Origin of the sequence: Brenneria populi, assembly GCF_036016195.1 — a bacterium.
In the GTDB taxonomy this organism is placed as follows: domain Bacteria; phylum Pseudomonadota; class Gammaproteobacteria; order Enterobacterales; family Enterobacteriaceae; genus Brenneria; species Brenneria populi.
Map to the genome: position 1 here is coordinate 102,118 of NZ_JAYWTM010000017.1, position 24,792 is coordinate 126,909.

General features: G+C 57.9%; 20 protein-coding genes. 8 read left to right on the forward strand and 12 right to left on the reverse strand.

Features of this window, described 5'->3' with window-relative positions; translation table 11 throughout:
• Window positions 1–215 precede the first annotated feature (215 nt).
• The gene (gene ssuD, locus VSX58_RS16150; protein WP_327618984.1) at window positions 216–1,355 is read left to right on the forward strand and encodes an FMNH2-dependent alkanesulfonate monooxygenase; all 1,140 of its coding nucleotides are present in this window, start codon (window positions 216–218) and stop codon (window positions 1,353–1,355) included.
• Between the two features lie 18 nt (window positions 1,356–1,373).
• Here ssuD and VSX58_RS16155 read toward each other — a convergent pair whose 3' ends face one another.
• Genes VSX58_RS16155 through VSX58_RS16185 form a run of 7 tightly spaced genes read right to left on the reverse strand, consistent with a single transcriptional unit; the run spans window position 1,374 to window position 9,482 of the window.
• Entirely contained in the window at window positions 1,374–3,173 is a 1,800-nt protein-coding gene (locus tag VSX58_RS16155) for an ABC transporter ATP-binding protein (protein ID WP_327618985.1), read from the reverse strand.
• Window positions 3,170–4,096: an ABC transporter permease gene (locus VSX58_RS16160; protein WP_327618986.1), complete on the reverse strand. Its 927-nt coding sequence runs from the start codon at window positions 4,094–4,096 to the stop codon at window positions 3,170–3,172. The genes VSX58_RS16155 and VSX58_RS16160 overlap by 4 nt, the downstream gene beginning before the upstream one ends.
• Window positions 4,096–5,070, reverse strand: a complete 975-nt coding sequence (locus VSX58_RS16165; protein WP_327618987.1) for an ABC transporter permease — start codon at window positions 5,068–5,070, stop codon at window positions 4,096–4,098. The genes VSX58_RS16160 and VSX58_RS16165 overlap by 1 nt, the downstream gene beginning before the upstream one ends.
• Window positions 5,070–6,023 carry a nucleoside hydrolase gene (locus tag VSX58_RS16170; RefSeq protein WP_327619039.1) on the reverse strand — a complete coding sequence of 318 codons (954 nt, stop codon included), beginning with the start codon at window positions 6,021–6,023 and terminating at the stop codon, window positions 5,070–5,072. Before VSX58_RS16170 ends, VSX58_RS16165 begins: the two co-directional genes overlap by 1 nt.
• Window position 6,024: 1 nt before the next feature.
• A complete protein-coding gene (locus tag VSX58_RS16175; RefSeq protein WP_327618988.1) occupies window positions 6,025–6,978 on the reverse strand; it encodes a nucleoside hydrolase in 954 nt (317 codons plus the stop codon).
• Window positions 6,979–7,021: 43 nt separating this feature from the next.
• Window positions 7,022–7,906: a dihydrodipicolinate synthase family protein gene (locus tag VSX58_RS16180; RefSeq protein WP_327618989.1), complete on the reverse strand. Its 885-nt coding sequence runs from the start codon at window positions 7,904–7,906 to the stop codon at window positions 7,022–7,024.
• 25 nt (window positions 7,907–7,931) lie between these two features.
• Window positions 7,932–9,482, reverse strand: coding sequence for an ABC transporter substrate-binding protein (locus tag VSX58_RS16185; RefSeq protein ID WP_327618990.1), 1,551 nt, complete (start codon window positions 9,480–9,482; stop codon window positions 7,932–7,934).
• 141 nt (window positions 9,483–9,623) lie between these two features.
• Between VSX58_RS16185 and VSX58_RS16190 the strand changes: the two genes are divergently transcribed.
• A complete protein-coding gene (locus VSX58_RS16190) occupies window positions 9,624–10,520 on the forward strand; it encodes a LysR family transcriptional regulator (protein ID WP_327614828.1) in 897 nt (298 codons plus the stop codon).
• Between the two features lie 223 nt (window positions 10,521–10,743).
• Here VSX58_RS16190 and yidA read toward each other — a convergent pair whose 3' ends face one another.
• On the reverse strand, window positions 10,744–11,559 hold the full coding sequence (gene yidA / locus VSX58_RS16195; RefSeq protein WP_327618991.1) for a sugar-phosphatase: 816 nt from the start codon (window positions 11,557–11,559) through the stop codon (window positions 10,744–10,746).
• Between the two features lie 512 nt (window positions 11,560–12,071).
• Here yidA and VSX58_RS16200 point away from each other — a divergent pair.
• Both VSX58_RS16200 and VSX58_RS16205 read left to right on the forward strand, forming a co-directional pair.
• On the forward strand, window positions 12,072–14,057 hold the full coding sequence (locus VSX58_RS16200) for a methyl-accepting chemotaxis protein (protein WP_327618992.1): 1,986 nt from the start codon (window positions 12,072–12,074) through the stop codon (window positions 14,055–14,057).
• Between the two features lie 220 nt (window positions 14,058–14,277).
• On the forward strand, window positions 14,278–15,474 hold the full coding sequence (locus VSX58_RS16205; RefSeq protein ID WP_327618993.1) for an MFS transporter: 1,197 nt from the start codon (window positions 14,278–14,280) through the stop codon (window positions 15,472–15,474).
• 162 nt (window positions 15,475–15,636) lie between these two features.
• Here the strand turns inward: VSX58_RS16205 and gyrB are convergent, their stop codons facing one another.
• From gyrB to dnaA, 4 genes are all read right to left on the reverse strand, one after another.
• Window positions 15,637–18,054, reverse strand: a complete 2,418-nt coding sequence (gyrB, locus tag VSX58_RS16210) for a DNA topoisomerase (ATP-hydrolyzing) subunit B (RefSeq protein ID WP_327618994.1) — start codon at window positions 18,052–18,054, stop codon at window positions 15,637–15,639.
• A gap of 18 nt (window positions 18,055–18,072) precedes the next feature.
• Window positions 18,073–19,158, reverse strand: coding sequence for a DNA replication/repair protein RecF (gene recF / locus VSX58_RS16215; protein WP_327614833.1), 1,086 nt, complete (start codon window positions 19,156–19,158; stop codon window positions 18,073–18,075).
• A 94-nt stretch (window positions 19,159–19,252) separates the two neighbouring features.
• Complete coding sequence (gene dnaN, locus VSX58_RS16220; protein ID WP_327614834.1) at window positions 19,253–20,353, reverse strand: DNA polymerase III subunit beta; 1,101 nt, start codon at window positions 20,351–20,353, stop codon at window positions 19,253–19,255.
• Window positions 20,354–20,357: 4 nt separating this feature from the next.
• Window positions 20,358–21,758, reverse strand: a complete 1,401-nt coding sequence (dnaA, locus tag VSX58_RS16225) for a chromosomal replication initiator protein DnaA (protein WP_327614835.1) — start codon at window positions 21,756–21,758, stop codon at window positions 20,358–20,360.
• Between the two features lie 651 nt (window positions 21,759–22,409).
• On the opposite strand from dnaA, the gene rpmH reads away from it, so the two are divergent.
• From rpmH to yidC, 4 genes are read left to right on the forward strand one after another with little or no spacing between them, the layout of a single operon-like run.
• Window positions 22,410–22,550 (forward strand): 50S ribosomal protein L34, encoded by a 141-nt coding sequence (gene rpmH, locus VSX58_RS16230; protein WP_000831330.1) that lies wholly within the window; start codon window positions 22,410–22,412, stop codon window positions 22,548–22,550.
• Between the two features lie 18 nt (window positions 22,551–22,568).
• A complete protein-coding gene (gene rnpA / locus VSX58_RS16235; protein WP_319605002.1) occupies window positions 22,569–22,928 on the forward strand; it encodes a ribonuclease P protein component in 360 nt (119 codons plus the stop codon).
• Entirely contained in the window at window positions 22,892–23,149 is a 258-nt protein-coding gene (gene yidD / locus VSX58_RS16240; protein WP_009115145.1) for a membrane protein insertion efficiency factor YidD, read from the forward strand. Before rnpA ends, yidD begins: the two co-directional genes overlap by 37 nt.
• 2 nt (window positions 23,150–23,151) lie before the next feature.
• Window positions 23,152–24,786, forward strand: coding sequence for a membrane protein insertase YidC (gene yidC, locus VSX58_RS16245; protein ID WP_327618995.1), 1,635 nt, complete (start codon window positions 23,152–23,154; stop codon window positions 24,784–24,786).
• The last annotated feature ends 6 nt before the right edge of the window (window positions 24,787–24,792 follow it).

Genomic DNA, 24,792 nt, shown 5'->3' on the forward strand with positions numbered 1-24,792 from the left:
CCTTTTGTGACTATCGAAACCAGAAATTGAGATTTAAAAAACCCGCGCGGCGCCTGCTATGTTTATCCTCTTTATGTTGCGAATCGTCACTTTATTTTAATTTTTGGTTATAAGCGGTCTGCGTACGGACGGTATTCACGATGAGGGGTGCGACGAAAACGTTACGCCACGGCGCATCGCCGCAACGCATGCACGGTCATTCAGGAGATAACCCCATGAGTCTTAACGTATTCTGGTTTTTACCTACGCACGGCGACGGCCGCTATCTCGGCAGCGCGGAGGGCGCGCGCCATGTGGACCACGGCTACCTGCAGCAGGTGGCGCAGGCCGCCGAGCAGCAGGGCTTCGGCGGCGTATTGCTGCCGACCGGCCGCTCCTGCGAGGACTCCTGGCTGGTTGCCGCGTCGTTGATTCCGGTGACCCAGCGGCTGAAATTTTTGGTCGCCCTGCGTCCCGGCGTTATCTCGCCGACCATCGCCGCGCGCCAGGCCGCCACGCTGGATCGGCTGTCGAACGGCCGGGCGCTGTTCAACCTGGTGACCGGCGGCGATCCTGAAGAGCTGGCCGCCGAAGGCGTGTTTCTCGATCACGACGCGCGTTATGAGGCCGCCGCCGAATTCACCCAAATCTGGCGCCGGCTGCTGGAGGGCGAAACGGTCGATTTTGCCGGCAAGCACCTTCAGGTAAAAAACGCGCAGCTGATTTATCCTGCGGTGCAGCAGCCGCGGCCGCCGCTCTATTTCGGCGGATCGTCCGCGGCGGCGCAGGATCTGGCGGCCGAACAGGTCGATCTTTATCTGACCTGGGGCGAGCCGCCCGCGCAGGTGAAGGAGAAACTGGATGAAGTGCGCGCCAAGGCGCGGGCCAAAGGCCGTCAGGTGCGATTCGGCATCCGCCTGCATGTGATCGTGCGCGAAACCACCGAGGAGGCCTGGCGCGCCGCCGAACGGTTAATCGCCCGCCTGGATGATGACACCATCGCCGCGGCACAGGCCGCCTTCGCCCGCTTCGATTCGGTCGGACAGCGGCGCATGGCCGCGCTGCACGGCGGTAGCAAGGATCGTCTGGAAATCAGCCCCAATCTGTGGGCCGGGGTGGGGCTGGCGCGCGGCGGAGCCGGCACCGCGCTGGTGGGCGACGGGCCGACGGTCGCCGCGCGTATTCGGGAATACGCCGATCTCGGCATCGACACCTTTATCCTCTCCGGCTATCCGCACCTGGAAGAGGCTTATCGGGTCGGCGAGCTATTGTTCCCGCACCTCGATCTGGCGCATCCCGCGCCGTTGCGCGCGGTGAAAGCCTCCGGCGAAGTCGTCGCCAACCGCTATGCGCCGGGCAAGGCGTCGCAAAGTTAACAGGCCGGGAACGGCCCGTCACAGCTGCACGAAATGGCCGGGAGAGACTTCCCGGTAGCGCCGCGGCGGGCAGACGAAATCAGGCGCTCTTACCGGGCTTTCCAGTTCGTCGCTCGCCGCGGCGCGCGCCGGCCGGACGTCGGGATCGGGGATCGGCACCGCCGCAATCAGCCGCCGGGTATACTCATGCTGCGGGTTGCCGAAGATGGCGGCGCGCGGCCCAATCTCGACGATCTCTCCCAGATACATCACCGCCACGCGGTGGCTTATCCGCTCAACGACCGCCATATCGTGGGAAATAAACAGGAAAGAGAGCCCCAGCTGCTGCTGTAAATCCAGCATCAGATTAATGACCTGCGCCTTAACGGAAACATCCAGCGCCGAGACAGACTCATCGGCGATGATAATTTTCGGCTCCAGCGCCAGCGCCCTGGCGATACATACCCGCTGCCGCTGCCCGCCGGAGAACTGGTGGGGGAAGCGTTCCGCCATCCAGCCCGGCAAACCGACCTGTTCCAGCAGTTTCCCGACGCGGGCATGGGCCTCTTTCGCCCCGGCCAGCCCGTGCGCCAGCATCGGCTCGGCAATGGCGTCGCCCACCCGTATTCTCGGGTTCAGGCTTTCGTAGGGATCCTGAAAAACCATCTGAATTTGCCGGCGATATTCGGACAGCTCATGCTTATCCGCCGTCAGGAGATTGCGCCCCCGCAGCAGAATCTCCCCGCCGTCCGCCTCGGTCAGACGGACGATCGAGCGGCCGGTGGTGGATTTCCCGCAGCCCGACTCCCCCACCAGCGACAAGGTTTCGCCGGGCCAGAGATCGAAAGAGACATTTTCCACCGCATGCACCCGCCCGGCCAAACGCCGGAAAAAACCGGAGCGAATAGCAAAGCGGGTCACCAGGTTTTTCACCGCCAATATCGGTTGGCCGCCGCCGACGGTGTCGACCGTTTTCGGTATCGGCAGGCTCTCGCCGGTCTGGCGATCCACCAGCGGGAAACGCTGCGGCAGGCCGCAGCCCGACATGGCGCCCAGTCTGGGTACGGCGGAGAGCAGCATGCGGGTGTAAGGGTGTTTGGGATGGTGAAAAATTTCCCGGGTGACGGCGTTCTCCACCATCTCGCCCTGATGCATGACTAACGTGCGATCGGAGACCTCGGCCACCACGCCCATATCATGGGTAATAAACAGTACCGACATCCCCTCCTCTTCCTGAAGGGTTTTAATCAAAGCCAGGATCTGCGCCTGAATGGTGACATCCAGCGCCGTGGTCGGCTCATCGGCGATCAATAGCCGCGGATTGCAGGCCAGCGCGATGGCGATCACCACGCGCTGGCGCATGCCGCCGGAAAAACTTTGCGGATACTCATTGAGCCGCGATTTCGCGCCGGGAATACGCACCCTCTCCAGCAGGCGCACGGCTTCCGCCCTGGCCCGCGCGCCATCCATGCCGCGGTGGCGGTGCAGCACCTCGGTAATCTGGTAGCCGATCGGCAATACCGGATTAAGGCTGGTCATCGGCTCCTGAAAAATCATTCCGATGCGATTGCCGCGCACATCGCGCATTTCGCGCGGCGACAAGGAGAGGAGCTCGGCGCCGCCGAAATGAATCTCCCCGGCGATGCGGCTCTGCCCGACAGGCAATAGCCGCATGATGGATTTCGCCATCACGCTCTTGCCCGAGCCGGACTCTCCCACGACGGCGACGGTCTCTTTCTCGCCGATAGCGAACGAGAGGTCGCGCACCACATCCATCCACTCGCCGTTCACCCGAAAGGCCGTGGTGAGATGCGATACCGACATAATTGGCGACGTCATGAACTCCCCCCTTCATGCCGTGGATTGAGGATATCGCGCAGCGCGTCCCCAACCAGATTGATCGCCACAATCAGCAGCAGCAGCGTCAGCCCGGGGAAAAAACTGATCCAGTAGTCGCCCGACATCAGGTACTCAAAACCGTTTGCAATCAATAACCCCAACGACGGTTCGGTCACCGGCAGGCCGATGCCGAGAAAAGAGAGCGTCGCCTCCAGCATAATGGCGTAGGCAATGCGCATCGTCGCAACCACAATCAACGGCGCCAGGCAATTCGGCAGAATATGACGAAACAGGATCCGTCGATTGGATAAGGCCATACTGCGCGCGGCATCCACGTAGCTGCGGCGCCGTTCGACCAGCGCCGACCCTCGGATGGTTCGCGCGTAGTAAGCCCACTGGGTCACCACCAGCGCCAGGATGATTTTATCGACGCCCTGCCCCAGCACCGCCAGTAAAATCAACGCGATCAGAATCGGCGGGAAACTGAGCTGAATATCGACGATACGCATAATCAGCGCGTCCGTTTTGCCGCCGGCATAGGCGCCGATCAGCCCCAGCGACGCGCCGATCAGCAGGGCCAGCAGCGCGCTGGAAAAACCGACCGCCAAGCTGATGCGCGTGCCATACAAAATGGCGCTAAGCAAGTCGCGCCCCTGATCGTCGGTCCCCAGCCAATAGGTGATTCCGCCGAGGCTGTCGGAGCCCGGCGGCAGACGTCCGTCCATGATATCAAGCTGCATCAAATCGTAAGGATTTTGCGGCGAGAGCAGCGGGGCGCACAGCGCCAGCAGGATAAAGAGCGCCAGCATAATCAGGCCGCACAGCGCCAGTCTGTTTTTCAGCAGCGCGATCGAAACCCGCGTCAGGGAGGAGCGATTGCGCTCCCGCCCGGGCGCGCGTCGATGTACCGTATTGGCGGGCATCAGCGGTTCCCTCCCAGCCGGACACGCGGGTCGACCAGCACATACAGCAGGTCGACCAGCAGGTTGATGACGCTGAACATCACCACGGTAATCATCAGATAAGAGAGGATCACCGGCCTGTCGAGCACCGCTATCGAATCGATAATCAGCTTGCCCATGCCGGGCCAGGCGTAGATGGTCTCCGTCACCACGGCAAAGGCGATAAGCGACCCCAGCTCCAGGCCGATAACGGTAATCAGCGGGATCAGGGTGTTGCGCAGCACGTGCACCAGCACAATCCGGGTTTCCGACAGCCCTTTGGCGCGGGCGAACTGCACGTAATCCTGCTGCAGACACTCGATCACGCCCGCGCGCATCAAGCGAATAATCAGCGAGGTTTTAAACAGCGCCAGATTGAACGCCGGCAAGATCAGGTGCTCTAGGCCGTCTTTGGTCAAGAAGCTGAAGGGAACGCCGAACAGATCGCCGGTTTGTCCGCGCCCCGATGCCGGCAATAGCCCCAGCTTGACGCTGAACAGCATAATCATCACCAGACCAATCCAGAAGGTCGGCAGACTAAAGCCGAAGATGGAAAACGTCATGATCGATTTTGATACCGCGCCGTCCGGGCGCAGGCCGGCATAAATGCCAAGCGGGACGCCGATAACCAGCGCGATGACGAACGCCGTCATCGCCAGCTCCAGCGTGGCGGGCATACGCTGAAAAATCAGCGTCAGCGCCGGCTGGTTAAAGATAAAGGAGTTCCCCATATCGCCCTGCACGGCGTTCAGCACAAAGAGTCCGTACTGCTCCCAGACCGGCTTGTCCAGACCGAATGACTGGATCACCGCCGCTCTTTCAGCGGGCGTCGCCGTAGCCCCCAGCAGCATATCCACCGGATTCCCCACCAGATAAACCCCCGCGAATACCAGCACCGACATGACGATCAGCGTCAGGAACGTCTGTCCGATACGGCTCAACAGGTAGGCAATCATCAGCTCTCCTCGCCACCATAGCGGCTCAGGTAGTCGGCAAGCAGCGACAGGAAGCCCTGCTCGTCGATATCCCGCATCACCAGCGCGTTGGCGGGCTCGGCGAGCTTATGATAAAAGTCGGCAAACACATAGCCCGCCGTACGGCCGCACACCTCCACCCCGACGGCGGCGTTGACGCCGCTAAACAGTTCCGGCCGGAGCAGCCACGCCACCACCGTGGCGTCGTGAATCGGAGCGCCTTCACGGCCGAAGCGCGCCACCTCGTTGCGATCGAAGCGGCGTAACAGCGCCGCCAGAGCCGCCCCCGGCGCACCGCCGCGGCGCGCCAGGTCATCGACCTGCTCCCGCTGAATCAGCGCCTGAAAGGTCATATCCAGCGGCATAATCACCACCGGCACGCCGGAGGAAAACACGATTTCCGCCGCATGAGGATCGGCATAAACGTTAAAGTCCGCCCAGGGAACGCGGTTGCCCAACGCGCCAAAGGCGCAGCTCATGGTCACAATCCGTTTGATGCCGCGGGCGACATCCGGATGATGGCGCAGCGCCAAGGCCAGGTTGGTCAACGGCCCCAGCGCGCACAGGGTAATCGGGTTGTTGTCCGCCGCGGCCTGGCGCGCGGCGCGCACCAGAAAGTCGACCGCATGCTCCCGCTGCGAACGGAAAGAGGAGTCCGGCACCAGCTCCGACGAGAATGCGCCGATATGCGCGTATTTTCCGTAGACCTGCGCGCGCACCAGCGGCCTCGGCGCGCCGGCGAAAACCGGCACGTCGCGTCTGCCGCTCAGCCCCACCACCTTGCAGGCGTTAACCAGCGTATCCGCAAGCGGCACGTTGCCCGCCACCACCGTGACGCCCAGGATCTCCAGCTCCGGCGCCGCCATCGCCAGCCAGATGGCGATCGCATCATCCACACCGGGGTCGGTATCAATAATAATACGTTCTCTGACCATATCAGGCTGACTCTTCATAGCGGCTCAGACGTTCGGCAAACAGCGCGAAAACCCCTTCGGCATCAACGCGCGTCACCACATCCACATTGGGCTGTTCGTCGGTCTTGCCGTACCAGTCGGCCACGGTCTGCCCCATGCACAGCTCGCTTTCATGCTCAACGTAGACCCGCGCTTTTTCGGCTTGAAAACACTCCGGCGCCAGTAGCCAGGCGATAACCAACGGATCGTGCAACGGCCCGCCGCGGGAGCCGTAACGGCGAATATCGTTGCGATCCCAGAACGCCATCATTTCCCCCAGCGGAGCGGAAATTCGCCCGGAAAGCGCGATAAACCGCGCCACGTGCGCCGGCGTCAGAATCACCTGATGGGACGCGTCCAACGGCAGCGCGACAATGGCGAGGGATGAAGAAAACACCACGTACGCCGCGTGAGGGTCGGCCAGCATATTGAATTCCGACGTCAGGCTGCGATTGCCCGCTTCCCGGTAGGCTCCGCCCATCATCACGACGCGCGCAATGCCGTTGACAATATCGGGTTTCATAATCAGCGCGGTCGCCAGGTTAGTCAGCGGCCCCAGCGTACATAGGGTGATGGGCTTACCGGCGGCCGCGGCCCGTTCGCATTGTTCAATGATAAAGCTCACCGCATGCTGAGACTCGGCCGACTTGCGCGGTTCGGGTAAACGCATGTTCCCCAAACCGTTTTCCCCATGAAACTGCCCATGAATGGGATCGCGGAAAAGGGGACGGTGGCACCCCGCGTAGACGGGAATATCCGCGCGTCTCCCCAGTTCGGTAATTTGCAACGCGTTATGGAGCGTGCGCGCCAGCGGCTGGTTGCCGCACACCGCGCAGATCCCGAGAATCTCCAGCTCAGGGGAGACAAAGGCGCTGAGCAGCGCGATAGCGTCGTCAATTCCCGGATCGCAATCAATAATAATCGGCACAGAACTCATCCGACGACCGTTCCTTTTTTTAAACTTTTAGACTTTATGGCGCTTATAACGCGCCGACGGACGCCAGAACTTCGGCGATCTCTTTGCGCGCCCGCTCATCCAGCGATGTCTGCGGAGGCAACGGCTCCCCCACGGCGAATCCCTGCAATTGCAGCGCCGCCTTAATACAGCCGGCGATGGAGTAACGGGCAAAAATTTCATTGATACGCCACAACGGGCGCTGCAGCGCCATCGCCGTTACCCAGTCGCCCGAGCGGGAGGCTTCGTACAAGGCAATGCTTTGCTTGGGAACGATGCAGGCCGGACCGGCCATCCAGCCAACGCCGCCGATCAGCATCACGCAGGCGGGAATATGGGCGGAGGCGGAGAAAACCTCCATCCGGCCGCGGGTTCGTTCAATGATGGACAGCAGATGCCCGGTATTGGTGGAGGCGTCCTTGATATAGCGGATGTTATCGACCTGGCTCAGCCGTTCAATCACCGGCAGGCTGAGATCGGAGCGCTGAAACTGGGGGTTGGTGTAGAGCACCACCGGTTTGTTGCGCGCCGCGTCCGCAATGGCGCGGAAGTAGCTCTCCACGCCGCTGTCCTGAAGCGGGAAATAGGCTTCCAGTATCGCGAGAATGCCGTCGGCGCCCAGATCGCAATAGCGCCGGGTCTGCTCTTGCGCGTCCCGAATCGTGGTCGAGGCCACGCCGGCTATCACCGGCACGCGGCCGCGGGCGGCGTCGATCACCGTTTTGACCACCTCTTCCCGCTGCGCGGCGGAGAGATAGGCGAACTCGCCGGTGCTGCCCAGCGGCACCAGGCCGTGAACGCCGCAGCCGATAAGATGCTCCGTCAGCCGGGCCAATACCGCACGGTCAACCTGACCGTGCGGCGTAATCGGTGATACCAGATAGGGAAAAACGCCGCGGAATGCGCTCATGGCGGTCCTCTTGCTTAGCCGTTGGTTATTTGGCGGAGCGAACGAAATAGGGCAGCGTGTAGGCATCGGAGCGCCCCACGTAGGTATACTGCTTTTTCATCGCCCAGGTATTGGACAGGAACATCACCGGAATCACGCCCCGATCGTCCATACCGATGTTCATCGCCTCGTCCAAGAGCGCCTCCCGCCGCGCGCTATCCATCGTAGCGCGGGCCTCAAGCAGCGCTTTATCAAACGCGGGGTTGGAGTAGCGGCCGCGGTTGCCCTGCCCGCCGTTGGGACCGAAGGTCTCCAGCAGCGGCCCCAGAACGCCCGACGCTTCCCCGGTTTCGATGGCCGCGCCGCCCATAATCAAACTGAATTCAAGGCGCGCCGCGCGCGAGAAATAGACGCTGCCCGGCATCGTCACCACGTCGGTTTTTATCCCGACGCGGGTAAACATCTGACCGATGGCCTGGGCGATTTTAGCGTCATTGGGATAACGGTCGTTTGAAGCATGAAACGTCAGCGTAAAGCCGTCGGGGTAGCCCGCCGCCGCCAGCTCCTGTTTGGCTTTCTCCGGGTTGTAAACCGGCGCAGGAATGGAGGCGGAGTAGCCGAAATACCCTTTAGGCACCAGTTGGGAAGCCGGCGTGGCCTGCCCGTCCATAATACGGTCGACGATGGCCTGACGATTAAGCGCCAAAGACATCGCCTCGCGGACCTCTTTTTTTAATAACGGATTTTTGCCGTCAGGACCTTTGGCGAACGGAGATACGTCGCGCTGCTGGTCCATATGCAGATAAATAATACGATTCCCTGGTGTTGAAATCGTACGTAACTGATTATTTTTTAAAATATTACGGCTGTCGGCTGTTGGAACGCTTTCGATCATGTCCACATCACCGGATAAAATGGCGGCTACGCGAGCGCTGCTGTTTTTAAATACGCGAACGGTAACCTTGTCCCACTCGGCTTTTTCTCCCCAATAGTTGTCATTACGCTCAAGAACGACCCGGTCATCGGGCACCCAGGAAACAAACTTGAACGGGCCGGTTCCAATCACGTCCTTCCCGGCATTCAGCGTCTCCGTCGGCACCGTTTCGAGACGGGCGGGCAAAATTGAAATCCGGCTTAAGTTATTCAGCAGCAGGGGAGCCGGCCCCTTGGTCACGATCTGAACCGTTAACGGATCGATCGCCTTAACGTCGGCAATCTCGTTGACGTAAGGCGCGTAAGAACTCGGGCTGTTTTTTGACGCCAGCGCGATGCGTTTGATACTGGCGATAACATCTTTGGCGGTAAAATCGCCGCCGTCATGAAACTTCACGCCCGGTCGTAATGAAAATTCCCAGGTTTTATCGTCAATAATTTTCCACGATACGGCCAAAGCCGGAGAAATTTGTTGTTTTTCATCCTGAGAAACTAAACCGTCAAAAATATTACGCGCCATTGCGCTATTTTGTCCGCCCACATAAAACTGAGGATCCATTGACGTGGTGGATGTCGCCAAGCCGATATTCAAATCGGCGGCGGAAACCAAAGGTGAAGATGAAAATAAAAACGTAAAAAATAATGCCATTGTTGATTGTTTCATGCACTAACCTCTCTATTCCATGGCGGATTTATGTCATGCATAAAATATTATATTCCTGAAGTCTATGCGTTAGACTAAACAAATAAAAATTACATTTTCTGTTAAATCGATAACCAAATATTATGTTTCGGAGTGAAGGATATGCGAATCAATCCCCGCCAGGTTGAGGCTTTTCATAAAGTCATCCTTACCGGCGGGATCACGGCGGCCGCCCACATGATGCACATTACCCAACCTGCGGTAAGCCGCCTGATTCGGGACTTTGAAGACGCCCTGAACCTGAAGCTGTTCGACCGGGACAAGCGCGGCCTGATTCCCCGCGCCGAAGCGATGAAGCTCTATCGGGAGGTGGATCGCCTTTATCTGGGGCTGGATCACATCGCCCTCATCGCCGATGAAATCCGTCACGCCAAGGGCAGCGTGCTGCGCATCGCCTCGGTTCAGGCGCTATCGCCGCTCTGTTCGCAGGATATGCTCCCGGCCCTAATCAAGGAGTATCCTGATATCTCTTTGTTTTTAGACATAGAAAGCACAAGCCATATCAGCGAGGCCATTGCGGCCAACCACTACGACGTGGGCTTTATCTTTGGCCAGAGCGGCAACAAGAGCCTGGAGGCCGAACCGCTGGGTGAAGCCAGCGCCGTAGCCGTACTATCGATGGCGCATCCTCTGGCGGAAGCGGAGCGGATTACCATTGCCGACCTCATCCATTACCGGGCCATTCTGCCGGGGAGAACCACGCCGCTACGGGCGCAAATCGATATATCGATCCGCAACGAAATTGGCTATTTGCATAATCCGATTGAAACCTCGATGGCCAACAGCTGCGCGCTGGCGGCGAAAAATATCGGCATCGGCATCGTGGATTTTATTACCGCATTGAACAGTCCCTTGCCGATTATTGTTAAGCCATTTAATCCTAATATAAAAATAGCGTACTGCGCGGTTTACCCGCCGCAAATTCCCAGAAGCCTGTTAGTCAATCAGGTCACCGAAGTGATGAAGGAAAAAATAGCGAATTGCCTGACATTAAAATAAATTAGGACACTATATATATTTCGCTCAATTATCCCCCAATTGCTTTTATCGAATAATTAATTGCGAAATTTATCTATTTAAAATGGTTACGCGCCGAATAATTCGAATTACGGGACAAAAACGCCGAAAGCGTTTGAGTTCGCTGACAAAGTGCGATGAGCGGCGCTAAGAGACGATGGGTGAAATAACTATCCCCGACCCGCTATCGGGGATAAGAAGAGATTCAGGCGTTGAGAACGAATTTCTCAATCGCGTAGGCCACGCCGTCCTGCGCATTGGTTTTGGTGACGAACTGGCTGGCCGCTTTCACCTTATCGATGGCGTTGCCCATCGCTACGCCAATTCCGGCGTAGTCAATCATCGCCAGATCGTTTTCCTGATCGCCCATCGTCATGATGCTTTCACGGGGAATCTTCAGGTGTTCGGCCAGCATTTTCACGCCTTCGCCTTTATTAACCCGCTTATCCAGAATTTCCAGATAAAACTCGGCGCTCTTCATCAGGGTGTAGTGCTCGAACGCTTCCGGGGGAATCTGACTGATAGCGCGATCCAGCACCGGCGGCTCATCGATAATCATCAGCTTCGGAAACCGAAGGCTGCGGTCCATCTCCTCCACCGCGCGATACTTCAGCGGCATCCCGGTCAGGTTCGACTCATGGACGGTATAGGCGCTGATGTCTTTATTCGCGGTATAGACGAAATTGAAATCCAGCGCGTGGAAATGAACATTGAGCTTACGCGCCAGCGCTTCGAAGTAGAGATAGTCGTCAAAGCTCAGCGTGGTCTGCGCCACACACTCGCCGTCGACGGCGCGCTGCACCAGCGCGCCGTTGTTGGTAATGCAGTAGCAGCCCTCCTGCTGTAAATCCAACTCGGCCAGGTAAGGAGCCACGCCGATAAACGGACGGCCGGTAGCCAACACCACCTGGACGCCCTTTGCCCGGGCGGCGGCGATGGCGGATTTTACGGCGGGCGAAATTTGGTTCTGGGGCGTCAGCAGCGTCCCATCCATATCAATAGCGATCAGTTTAATAGACATAGTTTTTCCAGCAGCACATGACTGTTTTTATGCTAACGCGATTCAGCAATGAAAGCCCGAAAAATGCAATACGCGAATGCGAATTGTTTAGCGTTAACGGCCGTCATACCGGCGAATCGCCCTCTCTTCTCCGCGCGCCAGCCGGCGGAAAACCAGGGATTCGTCAGAGAATAATAGCGGATATAACGTTTCCGACGGATTACAGCCCTTTTTACAACTTTTCTTACGGCGAAAAAAAACGCTATCCGCGGCGGTAAGCGAATTTGTGTAGCGATAGCGTAATAAATATTTCTTCAAACCGGCGGCTGAAAACCACTAAAGAAACAAGGGATTGGGTCGATAAATTTCAAGTGATCTTTATCACATCAATCCCCGGCCGCCGGTGAGCTGGCCTTATGATTCGCCCCTCTCCGGGCCTTGAAATCCACCGGCATAACATGCCATTCGACGGTGAAAAAAGCGCGGCCGGCTGCTCTTACTATTAGGCATTTTGGTTAAAAGGGGACGACCCGATGTCAAACGAATTGGTTTCCTATTCTTCATCTCAGCCGCTATTTTCTAAAAAAAAGAAACTTTCCACCCGGGCCCTGGTATTAATCAGCACCATCACCGCAATCGCATTGGGATTTATGATTACCGTCGGCCTGCTGCTCTGGCAATCCGGCCAGCAGCAAAAGTATATCGCCCAGGAATTCCTGACCCAGATGACGTATTCGAATATCTCTTCGATGCAGAATAAACTCAATAGCGCCTTTTCCGCCGCCCGCTCGCTGGTGCAAAACGTAAAAACGTTGCAGGAAGTGGGCAACCCCGATCGCCGCACCGCGGAGGCTATGTTAAAAGATACGCTTAAAAATAATCCTGAACTGCTTTCCATGTCGCTGGCCTGGGAGCCCGACGCGTTCGACGGAAAAGATCGCCAGTACGCCGCGTTGCCCGATCAGGACCCCAACGGCCGCTTCGTCCGCTACGTCGACCGCGACCCCGCCGGCAACATCGCGCTGCACAACCTGACGGACTACGAAACGCCCGGCAGCGGCGACTACTATCTGCTGCCGCGCAAGCTGCAAAAAGAGGTTATTCTGGACCCCTACAGCTATAGCTATAACGGCGTGGATACGCTGCTGACCTCCCTCGCCGTCCCCATTATGATCAACGGCAAGTTTTACGGCTCCGTCACCGCCGACTTCTCGCTCGCCAGCCTGCAACAGTTCGTCGGCCTCATTCGTCCCTATCCCGGCGCCTACGCCCAGATGTTTTCCCACACCGGCGTCTTTATCGCGCATCCGGATGCGAAGCGGATTGGTGAGAGGTCCCAAAGTAGTCAGGCACTGTTGGAGAGCGTGGCGAACGGAAAAATCAGCATACAGGAGCGCCATAGCGACACGCTGAATACCGAGGTGTTCAACATCAACGCCCCGATCGCCATCGGCAATACCGGCACGCCCTGGGTGCTGGGCCTGGCGATCCCGGTCAATCAGGTGATGGCGGAAGCCGTGAAGCAGCGCAATATCGCCATACTGCTGACCCTACTGAGCATCGTCGTGGTTTCCGCCGTGGTGGGCGTTATTTTCACCCGCAAGGTACTGCGCACCGTCGGCGGAGAGCCGGCCGAAGCCGCCGAGGCCGCGCTGTCGGTATCGCAGGGGGATTTAACCAAGCCCATTCCGCTGCAGGCCAAAGACGATCACAGTATTTTTTACGCGATGCATACCATGCAGACGCGGCTGAGGGATATCGTAGAGCAACTGCTCGCCACCAGCGCTTCCGTCAGCCACGGCGCCAGCGAAATCACCGCGGGCAACACGGATCTGGCCTCCCGCACCGAACAGCAGGCCGCCGCGCTGGAAGAAACGGCGGCCAGCATGGAACAAATCACCGCGACGGTGAAACAGAACGCGGATAACGCCCATAACGCCACGCGCCTGGCGCAGAACGCCGCGCAGATCGCGCAAAAAGGCGATGCGATCGTCGGTCAGGTCGTCAATATTATGGGAGAAATCGATGAGAGTTCGAAAAAGATCGCCGATATCACCAGCATCATCAGCAGCATCGCCTTCCAGACCAATATTCTGGCGCTGAACGCCGCGGTGGAAGCCGCCAGGGCCGGTGAACAGGGACGCGGTTTCGCGGTGGTGGCCAATGAGGTGCGCAACCTTGCCCAGCGCAGCGCGAGCGCGGTGAAAGATATCACCGCGCTGATCGCCGAATCCGCCGGGCGCGTCGAAAACGGCGTGGGGCTGGTGCAAAATGCCGGCGCCACCATGCGGGACATGCTGAGCGCGGTGACGTCGGTGAAAGACATTATGGATGAAATTGTCTCGGCGTCGGACGAGCAGTCGCGCGGCATCTGCCAGGTCACGCAGGCGGTGCACGAAATGGATGGCGTTACGCAGCAGAACGCCGCTTTGGTGCAGGAAGCGTCGGCCGCGGCGGCTTCGCTGGAAGACCAGGCCAGACAGCTCACCCAGGCCGTGCGGGTATTCAAACTCTCTTGACTAGCCATCAGGACAGCGGGCCGGCGTCGCCGGCCCGCTGCGCCGATTCAATCATCCGCCGATAAGAGTCGCGGCGGCGATAAAAAGATCGAACGCTAATAATATGAGCAATATGATAATATTGCCTCTTAGCGCCCTCAAGAAACGACGCCCTCTTGCCGCACCCTCTTTCACAAGAAGAGATGCATGTAAATTCACCATCGCCTGCTGACGACGAAAAATGAAACGAATAAAGCTTCCCTTGCTGGCTCAAATTTCCTTTGCCCACCTAGTAAGCCATTTTCACATGATGGTGCTGCCCGCCCTTATCCCGCTGCTATCCGAACAGCGCAATATCAGCTTCGTCGAGTTGGGCTTCGCGCTAAGCGTATTCAACATCGTCTCCGCCTGCGTGCAGACGCCGATCGGCTTTATGGTAGACCGCATCGGGGCGCGCCGCACCTTGACCGCCGGGCTGACGCTCGGCAGCCTGTGTTTTCTCTCGTTAAGTTTTTCCAGCAGCTACGTCTGGCTGGTGGCGGCGATGGCGCTGGCGGGCGTAGCGAATGCGGTCTATCACCCCGCCGATTACGCTCTGCTGTCGCGCGGAATCGATGAAAAACGCATGGGGCGGGCCTTCTCGATTCATACCTTCTCCGGCTTCTTCGGTACCGCCATCGCCCCGGGGATCTTGCTGGCGGTAGCCGCCTACGCCGGGACCAGCAGCGCATTTATCGTGGCCGGCGCGATAGGGCTGCTGACGATTCCCCTGTTATTAAGCGAACGCGACCAGCCGATCCAACGCCGGAGCGCCGTGCAGGGGAGCGCGCAGCCGGGCGAACGCCGCCGCGTCGCGCTTTTTACGCTGCCCATCATGGCGCTGCTGACGCTATTCCTGCTGCTAAACCTGAGCACCGCGTCAATCCAGAACTTTTCGGTTACGGCGTTTGTGACCGGCTATGGCTTGACGCTGTCGCAGGCCAATGTGGTGCTGACCTTCTTCCTGTTCTCCAGCGCCTTCGGCGTACTGGCCGGCGGCGCGCTGGCGGATAAAACCCGACGCCACGGGCTGGTGGCGACGGCGGCGCTGGCCATAACCGCAGGGTTAATCACACTGGTCGCCATCTACCCGCTGCCGGTTGCGGCGTTAATTCCGCTGCTGAGCGCCGCCGGTTTTCTCTCCGGTATGATTGCGCCTTCGCGCGATATGCTGGTGCGCGCGGCCTCTCCCGCCGGCGCCGAAGGGCGGGTTTTCGGCATTGTCTCCACCGGATTTAATATCGGCGGCGCGGCGGGCCCGGTGCTGTTCGGCTGGCTGCTGGACCACGGTCATCCGCAGGCCATCTTCTGGTCGGCGGTTATTTTTATGCTGATTACCGCGCTGATCGCGCTGCGCCAGGAGCTGCTCAGCGCCAGACAACGAGCCGTCGCGGTATAAAAATCTTAGCCGGAAGTAATTTTAAACGTCGCTGGCGACGGCCCGAAGGGTGGCTGGCGGCAGCACGTCAGCCATAAAAAAGCCGGCTCAGAAGAGAGCCGGCTTGATTCCCTCCCCGGCAGGGGGAGGGTTAGGGTGGAGTAAAGCGGACGATTTACCCGATTAGATATCGATATTCGCGGCTTTCAGCGCATTCTCTTCGATAAACGCACGACGCGGCTCCACCGCGTCGCCCATCAGCGTGGTAAACAGCTCATCGGCGGCGATGGCGTCTTTAACCGTAACGCGCAGCATACGGCGGCTGGTCGGATCCATCGTCGTCTCCCACAGCTGTTCCGGGTTCATTTCACCCAGACCTTTATAACGCTGCACGGCCAGGCCGCGACGGGACTCTTTCACCAGCCAGTCCAGCGCCTGCTCGAAGCTGGCCACCGGCTGACGGCGTTCGCCGCGTTCAATATAAGCGTCTTCTTCAATCAAACCGCGCAGCTTCTCGCCCAATTGATTGATCTTACGATACTCGCCGCCGGTGACGAAGCCATAATCCAACGGATAATCGGTATCCACGCCGTGGGTCCGCACGCGCAGCACCGGTTCAAACATCTGCCGTTGCGGGTTATCGCTGATAACGAAACTGTAGGCGCTGCCGTGCTGCTCCTGCTCATTCAGACGCGTGACCAGCGTTTCAATCCACTGTTGAACCTGTTCGCGATCGCTTAAATGCGCTTCGGTCAGGGTCGGCTGATAGATTAAACCATTCAGCAACGCGCGCGGAAAACGGCGCTCCATGCGGTTAATCGTTTTCTGTACCGCGTAATGCTCGGCGACCAGTTTTTCCAGCGGCTCGCCCGCCATCGCCGGCGCGGCGGCGTTGGTGTGCAGCGTCGCCCCGTCCAGCGCCAGCATAATTTGGTACTGATCCATGGCGTCGTCGTCTTTGATGTACTGTTCCTGCTTGCCTTTTTTCACCTTGTACAGCGGCGGCTGTGCGATGTAGACATGCCCGCGCTCGACGATTTCCGGCATCTGACGATAGAAAAACGTCAGCAACAGCGTACGAATGTGGGAGCCGTCGACGTCGGCGTCGGTCATGATGATGATGTTATGGTAACGCAGCTTGTCCGGGTTGTACTCGTCGCGGCCGATACCGCAGCCCAGCGCGGTGATCAGCGTCGCCACCTCCTGGGAAGAGAGCATCTTATCGAAGCGCGCCTTCTCGACGTTGAGGATCTTGCCTTTCAGCGGCAGAATCGCCTGATTCTTGCGGTTGCGCCCCTGTTTGGCGGAGCCGCCCGCCGAGTCCCCTTCCACCAGGTAGAGTTCGGACAGCGCCGGGTCGCGCTCCTGACAGTCCGCCAGCTTGCCCGGCAGGCCGGCCAAATCGAGCGCGCCTTTACGGCGGGTCATGTCGCGCGCCTTGCGGGCGGCCTCGCGGGCGCGGGCGGCGTCGATGATTTTACCCACCACGATTTTGGCGTCCGACGGATTCTCCATCAGGTAATCCACCAGCTTCTCATTCATCAGCGATTCGACGGCGGTCTTCACCTCCGACGACACCAGCTTATCTTTGGTCTGCGAGGAGAATTTCGGATCGGGTACTTTAACGGAAACCACGGCGATCAGCCCTTCGCGCGCATCGTCGCCGGTGGCGCTGATTTTGGCTTTCTTGCTGTAGCCCTCTTTGTCCATATAGGTGTTCAGGGTACGGGTCATGGCGGCGCGGAAACCGGCCAGGTGGGTACCGCCGTCGCGCTGCGGGATGTTGTTGGTAAAGCAGTAAATATTTTCCTGGAAACCGTCATTCCACTGCAACGCCACTTCCACGCCGATGTCATCCTTCACCGTGGAAAAATAGAACACCGTCGGATGAATCGGCGTCTTGTTTCTATTGAGGTAATCCACAAAGGCTTTAATCCCGCCTTCATAGTGAAAATGGTCCGCCTTATCCTTCACCCGCTCATCGATCAGGCGAATGGAAACGCCGGAGTTCAGGAAGGAGAGCTCGCGCAGGCGTTTGGCCAGAATGTCGTACTCGAACTCGGTTACGTTGGTAAAGGTTTCCAGGCTCGGCCAGAAACGCACGGTGGTGCCGGTTTTATCGGTCTCGCCCACCACGTTCAGCGGCGCCTGCGCCACGCCGTGGCGATACATTTGATGATGAACCTTGCCTTCACGGCTGATAGTCAGCTCCAGCTTTTCCGACAGGGCGTTAACCACGGAAACCCCAACGCCATGCAGGCCGCCGGAAACTTTATACGAGTTGTCGTCAAATTTACCGCCGGCGTGCAGCACCGTCATAATCACTTCCGCCGCGGAGACCCCTTCCTCCTCATGAAGACCGGTGGGAATACCGCGGCCGTCATCCTGCACCGAGACCGAGTTATCGGCATGGATGGTGATGACAATGTCTTTACAATAGCCAGCGAGCGCCTCGTCGATAGCGTTGTCCACAACCTCGAATACCATGTGATGCAAACCGGTACCGTCATCCGTATCGCCGATATACATACCTGGGCGTTTACGTACCGCATCCAGCCCTTTCAATACCTTGATACTTGAGGAGTCATAAGAATTCGACATCAACGTTTCTCGCTCATTTTAGTCTTGTGATTGAACCGTTATTTTACCCTGTTCCACGCGGAACATCTTGCCATTTTCACCCATCATGTCGGCTATCTGCTCGGCGCCGATGGCGCTGACGAAAACCTGCGCGCGGGTGGCTTTCAACCGTTCAGCCAGCAAACGGCGGCGGGTACTGTCCAGCTCGGAAGCAAAATCATCTATCAGATACAGACAGCGCAGCCCGTTGCAACGGGTGAGAAACTCACCCTGGGCCAACCTTAACGCGCACATCAGCAGTTTTAGCTGACCGCGAGACAGCATATCTTCGACGGCCACGCCGCCGGCGCGGATGCGAAAGTCGGCTTTATGCGGCCCCAGCGACGTATAGCCCAGCATACGGTCGCGTTCAAACTGCCGCTCCAGCAGTTCGGCATAGTCGCTCTCTTTATCCCAGCCGCGCTGGAAAGCGAAGCTGAGAGAAAACTCAGGCAAAAACTGCGTACAGGTCGCGGCGATATCATCGGCAATCGCCTCAGCGTATTGCGCCCGCCACTCGCTGATGCGTTCGGCCAGCGGCGCCAGCTCCTGATCCCACGCCCGCAGCTGCCCGTAGCGGCCGACCTGGCGCAGCGCCGCATTGCGCTGGCGCAACAGGCGTTTCATATTGCTCCAGGCGGAGAAAAAACCGGGTTCATTATGGAAACAGCCCCAGTCGAGAAAAGCGCGGCGATACTTCGGCCCGCCGTTCAGCAGCGTAAAGCCTTCCGGCGTGATCAGCTGAATCGGCAACAGCTGCGCCAGTTCGGCCACTTTGTGGCCGTCGCTGCCGTCGATGCGCACCTTGCCGTCGCCCTGGCGGTTTTTGCTCAACCCGACCGAGCGCTCCCGTTCGGGCGCGTCGATACGACCGTGCAGCACGAATTCCGGCTGTTCGTGACGAATAACGCGCGCCGCCTGCACGCTGCGAAACGCCCGCCCGTGCCCCAGCGTATAAATCGCCTCCAGCACGCTGGTTTTGCCGCTGCCGTTCGCCCCGACCAAAAAATTAAAGCCGGGCGCCAGCGCCAAATCGGCCGCCGCAATATTACGGAAATCTTTAATAAGAAGACGAGTGAGAGCCATGCGACTATTTCTTGCGATCGGCGATCGTTAGCGCGGCGGACCGATTGGGCGCGCACCGGCGCCCGGACCGGCAGGTAACATCGCCCGCCATAGGCTAGAGACGCATCGGCATGACGACATAGGCCGCCGCCCGGCTGAGGCTATCCTCGATCTGCACGCTGGAGACCGAATCCGTCAGCAACAGGCGAACATCCTCACATTTCAGCGCATTCAGCACGTCCAGCACATAGCTGACGTTGAAGCCGATTTCCATTTCGCTGCCGTCGTACTGCACATCCAGAATTTCCTCCGCCTCTTCCTGCTCGGGGTTATTGGCCGTGATCTTCAATTGATTCTGGATAAGGTGCAAACGCACGCCGCGGAATTTCTCATTCGACAAAATGGCGGCGCGGGAAAAGGCCTGCTTCAGCAGATCGCAGCTGGCTTCCAGCGTCTTATCCGGATTTTTCGGCAACACACGGCGATAATCCGGAAAACGGCCGTCGACCAGCTTGGAGGTAAAGATAAAATCGCCGACGTGGGCGCGGATATTGTTGCCGCCGATTTGCAATTGCAGCGGCGTTTCGCCGCCATCCAGCAGGCGCACCAGCTCCATCACGCCTTTACGCGGCACGATCACCGAATGCGACGGCAGCGTCTGCCCCACCGGCATGGCGCACACCGCCAGACGGTGGCCGTCGGTCGCCACCGTACGCAGCTCTTCGCCTTCGGTTTCAAACAGCATGCCGTTAAGGTAGTAACGCACGTCCTGATGCGCCATAGAGAACTGCGTCGCTTCAATCAAACGCTTCAGCGTGGCCTGGGGCAGCGAGAATTCAACCTCGCTTTGCCAGTCATCCAGATTCGGGAAGTCCGCGGCGGGCAGGGTCGACAGCGAAAAGCGGCTGCGGCCGGACCGCACCAGCATGCGATCGCCATCCAGCATAATGGTGATTTCCGCGCCGTCCGGCAGACCGCGGCAGATATCAAACAGTTTACGCGCCGGAACCGTTGTGGCGCCCGGCTCATGCGCTTGCGTCAGCGCCACCCTGGCGACCATCTCCATTTCGAGATCGGTTCCGGTCAGCGATAGCTGCCCTTCGCTAACCTGCAGCAGCAGGTTGCCCAGAATCGGCAGGGTCGGTCGGCCGCCGAGCGGGCTGCTGACCTGTTGCAACGGTTTTAACAGATGTTCGCGTTCGACAATGAATTTCATAATATTATGAAGATAATGTTCTGATTAAATTGGAGAAATCTTCTTTGATGTCGTGACTTTCCTCACGCAGCTGTTCGATCTTACGACAGGCATGCAACACCGTGGTATGGTCGCGGCCACCAAACGCGTCGCCGATCTCCGGCAAACTGTGGTTAGTCAGCTCCTTGGCCAGCGCCATCGCCATCTGACGCGGACGGGCCACCGAACGGGAACGGCGTTTGGATAATAAATCAGCGACCTTGATTTTATAATATTCCGCCACCGTCTTCTGGATATTGTCGATAGTAACCAGTTTTTCCTGTAACGCCAGCAGATCGCGCAGCGCCTCGCGCACAAAGTCGATGGTGATGGAACGGCCGGTAAAGTTGGCGTTGGCGATGACGCGGTTTAACGCCCCTTCCAGCTCGCGCACGTTGGAACGCAGGCGCTTGGCGATAAAGAACGCCACTTCTCCCGGCAGGCGAATATCGTTTTCGTCCGCCTTTTTCATCAGGATCGCTACGCGCGTCTCCAGCTCCGGCGGCTCGATGGCCACCGTCAGCCCCCAGCCGAAACGGGATTTCAGACGATCTTCCACCCCATTGATCTCTTTCGGGTAGCGATCCGAAGTCAGAATGATCTGCTGATTCCCTTCCAGCAACGCGTTGAAGGTGTGGAAAAACTCTTCCTGCGAACGCTCTTTGTTGGCAAAAAACTGAATATCATCGATCAGCAAAGCGTCGACCGAACGGTAGTAGCGCTTGAACTCTTCGATGGCGTTATTTTGCAGCGCCTTCACCATGTCCTGCACAAAACGCTCGGAGTGCATGTAAACCACTTTCGCGTTGGCTTTACGGGCGATGATGCCGTTGCCGACCGCGTGCAACAAGTGCGTTTTACCCAGCCCGGTCCCACCGTACAGGAACAGGGGATTATAAGCGCCGCCGGGGTTGTCGGCCACCTGACGCGCCGCGGCGCGCGCCAGCTGGTTCGATTTACCTTCAACGAAGTTATCAAAGGTGTGCTTGGGGTTGACGTTGGAACGATAGGTGTGCTCCGTCTGCGCCGGCGAATTATCCCAGCTTGGGCGCACCGGCGCGGAACGAACCTGGACGGCCGCCGCGACGTTGGCGTTGCCGCTGCTATGGTGGTTGACCGGCTGGCTTATCGTCTGCACCAGCGGTTTGCTGCCCACCTCAAAACGCAGCAACGGGGCATCCATCCCACAAAAATCATTTAACAATCCATTGATATTATTTAAATATTTATCGCGAACCCAATCCAGTACGAAACGATTCGGGGCGTAGAGCGCCAGAGTGTTATCACTCAGTTCTGCCTGCAACGGGCGTATCCACATACTGAATTCTGTGGCAGGTAACTCATCCTGCAAACGGGCAAGACACTGCTGCCAAAGCGAAAGTGACACGGCGGACTCCACTCGAACAAGAACGATCAAAAAGAATAGAATAAGGTACGATATTTATATGACTCATGATGTTGGCACCTGTCCCCCGTCCACAAAAAAGACGACAGATGCACCGCGCAACCGCTGCGGTTTACCGTGACGATCCCGAAGAAGGATCGCTAACGGGACGGCGGATCATAACCTAAACCAGGCAAGAGATCCTCCCCTTCCGCACAGTTTTGATCCTTTTTATCCACAGGCTATTCTTATAACAGCGCCTTTTTTTACCCAGAAGATCGGAAGAATCTTATTCTTGACGCGGCGGCGAAATGGGTTTCAGAATAACCCCGACGGCGAACGCGTTACGGTGACATCGATCATGATCCCGCCGAGAGGATCGCCGCAGGATCCTTGCGCTTTATGCCAGAGTCCGTATAATTCCCTGCCCGCGCGTCAATGCCTGTTTCTGTGCTCGGCCAGACAGAAACCCCAAAATGATTGGAATGGCTGGCAGGTAAAGCGTGATGTTAATTGACTCAGGACTGTACAATTATTACAATCCCGCCTCTTTCTGTATGACTATATGCGATTGAGGCCGTCGGTCATGTTCACGCCGAGTAGCCGAACGCGCTTACTGTGAAGTTAATTATTCAAGTTTAGGTAGAAATCGCCATGAAACGCACTTTCCAACCGTCCGTATTGAAGCGTAACCGTAGCCACGGTTTCCGTGCTCGTATGGCCACCAAAAATGGTCGTCAGGTTCTGGCCCGCCGTCGTGCGAAAGGCCGTGCTCGTCTGACCGTTTCCAAGTAATAAAAGCTAACCCACCGAGTGGTTAAGCTCGCTTTTCCCAGGGAGTTACGCTTGTTAACTCCCAGCCATTTCACTTTCGTCTTCCAGCAGCCGCAGCGCGCCGGCACGCCGCAAATTACCATCCTCGGCCGCCTGAATACGCTGGGGCATCCCCGCATCGGTCTTACCGTCGCCAAAAAGCATGTCAAACGTGCTCATGAACGCAATCGGATTAAACGTCTGACGCGCGAAAGCTTTCGCCTGCATCAACATTCATTGCCGGCAATGGATTTCGTGGTGATCGCCAAAAAAGGGGTGTCTGAACTGGATAACCGAACACTGACGGAAGCGTTGGAAAAATTATGGCGTCGGCACTGTCGTTTGGCTCTCGCCTGCTGATCGGGTTGATACGCGGTTATCAACTCGTTATCAGCCCGTTACTTGGACCACATTGCCGGTTCCGGCCGACGTGTTCACAATACGGTATTGAAGCAATTCGCAGGTTCGGCATGATAAAAGGCAGTTGGTTGACGCTTAAACGCGTATTAAAATGCCACCCTTTGAACCCTGGTGGTGATGATCCCGTACCGCCAAAAACCGACAATAACAGAGAACATTAACGATGGATTCGCAACGCAATCTTTTTCTCATCGCTCTGCTATTCGTAACCTTTATGATCTGGCAAGCCTGGGAAACGGACAAAACTCCGCCGGCGACCACGCAGGCCATACAGCAGGCGACGAACGCAGCATCCGGTGATGCCAGTAACCAGGGCGTACCCGCCAGCGGTCAGGGCAAACCGATCTCGGTTAAAACCGACGTACTGTCTCTGACCATCAATACCCGTGGCGGCGACATCGAGCAGGCTAATTTGTTGGCCTACCCGGATACGCTGGGTTCCGACAAACCTTTCCTGCTGCTGGAAACCACCCCCGAATTCGTTTATCAGGCGCAGAGCGGCCTGACGGGCAAAAACGGTCCGGATAACCCGGCGAACGGTCCGCGTCCCTTGTTTACCGCCGCTCAGGACAGCTTTGAGCTGGCCGACGGTCAAAGCGAGCTGCGTATTCCGCTGACCTATACCGCCGCCGACGGCGTAACCTACACCAAAACCTTTGTCCTGAAACGCGGCGACTATGCGCTGACGGTTGATTACAGCGTCAACAACACCAGCGCGCAGCCGCTGGAGCTGACGCTGTTCGGCCAGTTGAAGCAATCCATCAATTTACCCAAGCACCGCGACACCGGCAGCAGCAACTTTGCGCTGCACACCTACCGCGGCGCAGCGTTCTCTTCCAGCGAAGACAAGTATAAAAAATACAGCTTCGGCGATATGGACGAGAACCTGAATATCACCACTAACGGCGGCTGGATAGCGATGCTGCAGCAGTACTTCGCTACCGCCTGGATCCCGACCACCGCGGGCGTCAATACCTTCTATACCAGCAACCTGGGGAACGGACAGGCCGCTATCGGCTTTAAATCCACACCGGTGGTTGTGCCTGCCGGCAGCCAGCAAAACCTGAACGCCACGCTGTGGGTTGGTCCGGAAATTCAGGACAAGATGGCCGCGGTCGCCCCGCATCTGGATCTGACCGTTGATTACGGCTGGCTGTGGTTTATTTCCCAGCCGCTGTTCAAGCTGCTGAAATTCCTGCACGGCTTTATCGGCAACTGGGGCTTCTCCATTATCGCCATCACCTTTATCGTGCGCGGCATCATGTACCCGCTGACCAAAGCGCAATATACCTCAATGGCGAAAATGCGCATGCTGCAACCCAAATTGCAGGCGATGCGCGAGCGTATCGGCGACGATAAACAGCGCATGAGCCAAGAGATGATGGCGCTGTACAAGTCAGAGAAAGTGAACCCGCTGGGCGGCTGTTTCCCGTTAGTCATTCAGATGCCGATCTTCCTGGCGCTGTACTACATGCTGATGGGCTCCGTTGAACTGCGCCATGCGCCGTTCGCCCTGTGGATCCACGACCTGTCGGCGCAGGACCCCTACTACATTCTGCCGATCCTGATGGGCGTGACGATGTTCTTCATCCAGAAGATGTCGCCGACCACCGTTACCGACCCGATGCAGCAGAAGATCATGACCTACATGCCGGTGATTTTCACCGTGTTCTTCCTGTGGTTCCCGTCCGGTCTGGTGCTTTACTATATCGTCAGCAACCTGGTGACCATTATTCAGCAGCAGCTGATTTACCGCGGTCTGGAAAAACGTGGCCTGCATAGCCGCGAGAAAAAATAATCCGCT

Excerpts from the sequence above, each read along its gene's own strand:
- ssuD (WP_327618984.1), top strand. The coding sequence starts at position 216 with ATGAGTCTTAACGTATTCTGGTTTTTACCTACGCACGGCGACGGCCGC.
- VSX58_RS16155 (WP_327618985.1), bottom strand. The coding sequence starts at position 3,173 with ATGACGTCGCCAATTATGTCGGTATCGCATCTCACCACGGCCTTTCGG.
- VSX58_RS16160 (WP_327618986.1), bottom strand. The coding sequence starts at position 4,096 with ATGCCCGCCAATACGGTACATCGACGCGCGCCCGGGCGGGAGCGCAAT.
- VSX58_RS16165 (WP_327618987.1), bottom strand. The coding sequence starts at position 5,070 with ATGATTGCCTACCTGTTGAGCCGTATCGGACAGACGTTCCTGACGCTG.
- VSX58_RS16170 (WP_327619039.1), bottom strand. The coding sequence starts at position 6,023 with ATGGTCAGAGAACGTATTATTATTGATACCGACCCCGGTGTGGATGAT.
- VSX58_RS16175 (WP_327618988.1), bottom strand. The coding sequence starts at position 6,978 with ATGAGTTCTGTGCCGATTATTATTGATTGCGATCCGGGAATTGACGAC.
- VSX58_RS16180 (WP_327618989.1), bottom strand. The coding sequence starts at position 7,906 with ATGAGCGCATTCCGCGGCGTTTTTCCCTATCTGGTATCACCGATTACG.
- VSX58_RS16185 (WP_327618990.1), bottom strand. The coding sequence starts at position 9,482 with ATGAAACAATCAACAATGGCATTATTTTTTACGTTTTTATTTTCATCT.
- VSX58_RS16190 (WP_327614828.1), top strand. The coding sequence starts at position 9,624 with ATGCGAATCAATCCCCGCCAGGTTGAGGCTTTTCATAAAGTCATCCTT.
- yidA (WP_327618991.1), bottom strand. The coding sequence starts at position 11,559 with ATGTCTATTAAACTGATCGCTATTGATATGGATGGGACGCTGCTGACG.
- VSX58_RS16200 (WP_327618992.1), top strand. The coding sequence starts at position 12,072 with ATGTCAAACGAATTGGTTTCCTATTCTTCATCTCAGCCGCTATTTTCT.
- VSX58_RS16205 (WP_327618993.1), top strand. The coding sequence starts at position 14,278 with ATGAAACGAATAAAGCTTCCCTTGCTGGCTCAAATTTCCTTTGCCCAC.
- gyrB (WP_327618994.1), bottom strand. The coding sequence starts at position 18,054 with ATGTCGAATTCTTATGACTCCTCAAGTATCAAGGTATTGAAAGGGCTG.
- recF (WP_327614833.1), bottom strand. The coding sequence starts at position 19,158 with ATGGCTCTCACTCGTCTTCTTATTAAAGATTTCCGTAATATTGCGGCG.
- dnaN (WP_327614834.1), bottom strand. The coding sequence starts at position 20,353 with ATGAAATTCATTGTCGAACGCGAACATCTGTTAAAACCGTTGCAACAG.
- rpmH (WP_000831330.1), top strand. The coding sequence starts at position 22,410 with ATGAAACGCACTTTCCAACCGTCCGTATTGAAGCGTAACCGTAGCCAC.
- yidD (WP_009115145.1), top strand. The coding sequence starts at position 22,892 with ATGGCGTCGGCACTGTCGTTTGGCTCTCGCCTGCTGATCGGGTTGATA.
- yidC (WP_327618995.1), top strand. The coding sequence starts at position 23,152 with ATGGATTCGCAACGCAATCTTTTTCTCATCGCTCTGCTATTCGTAACC.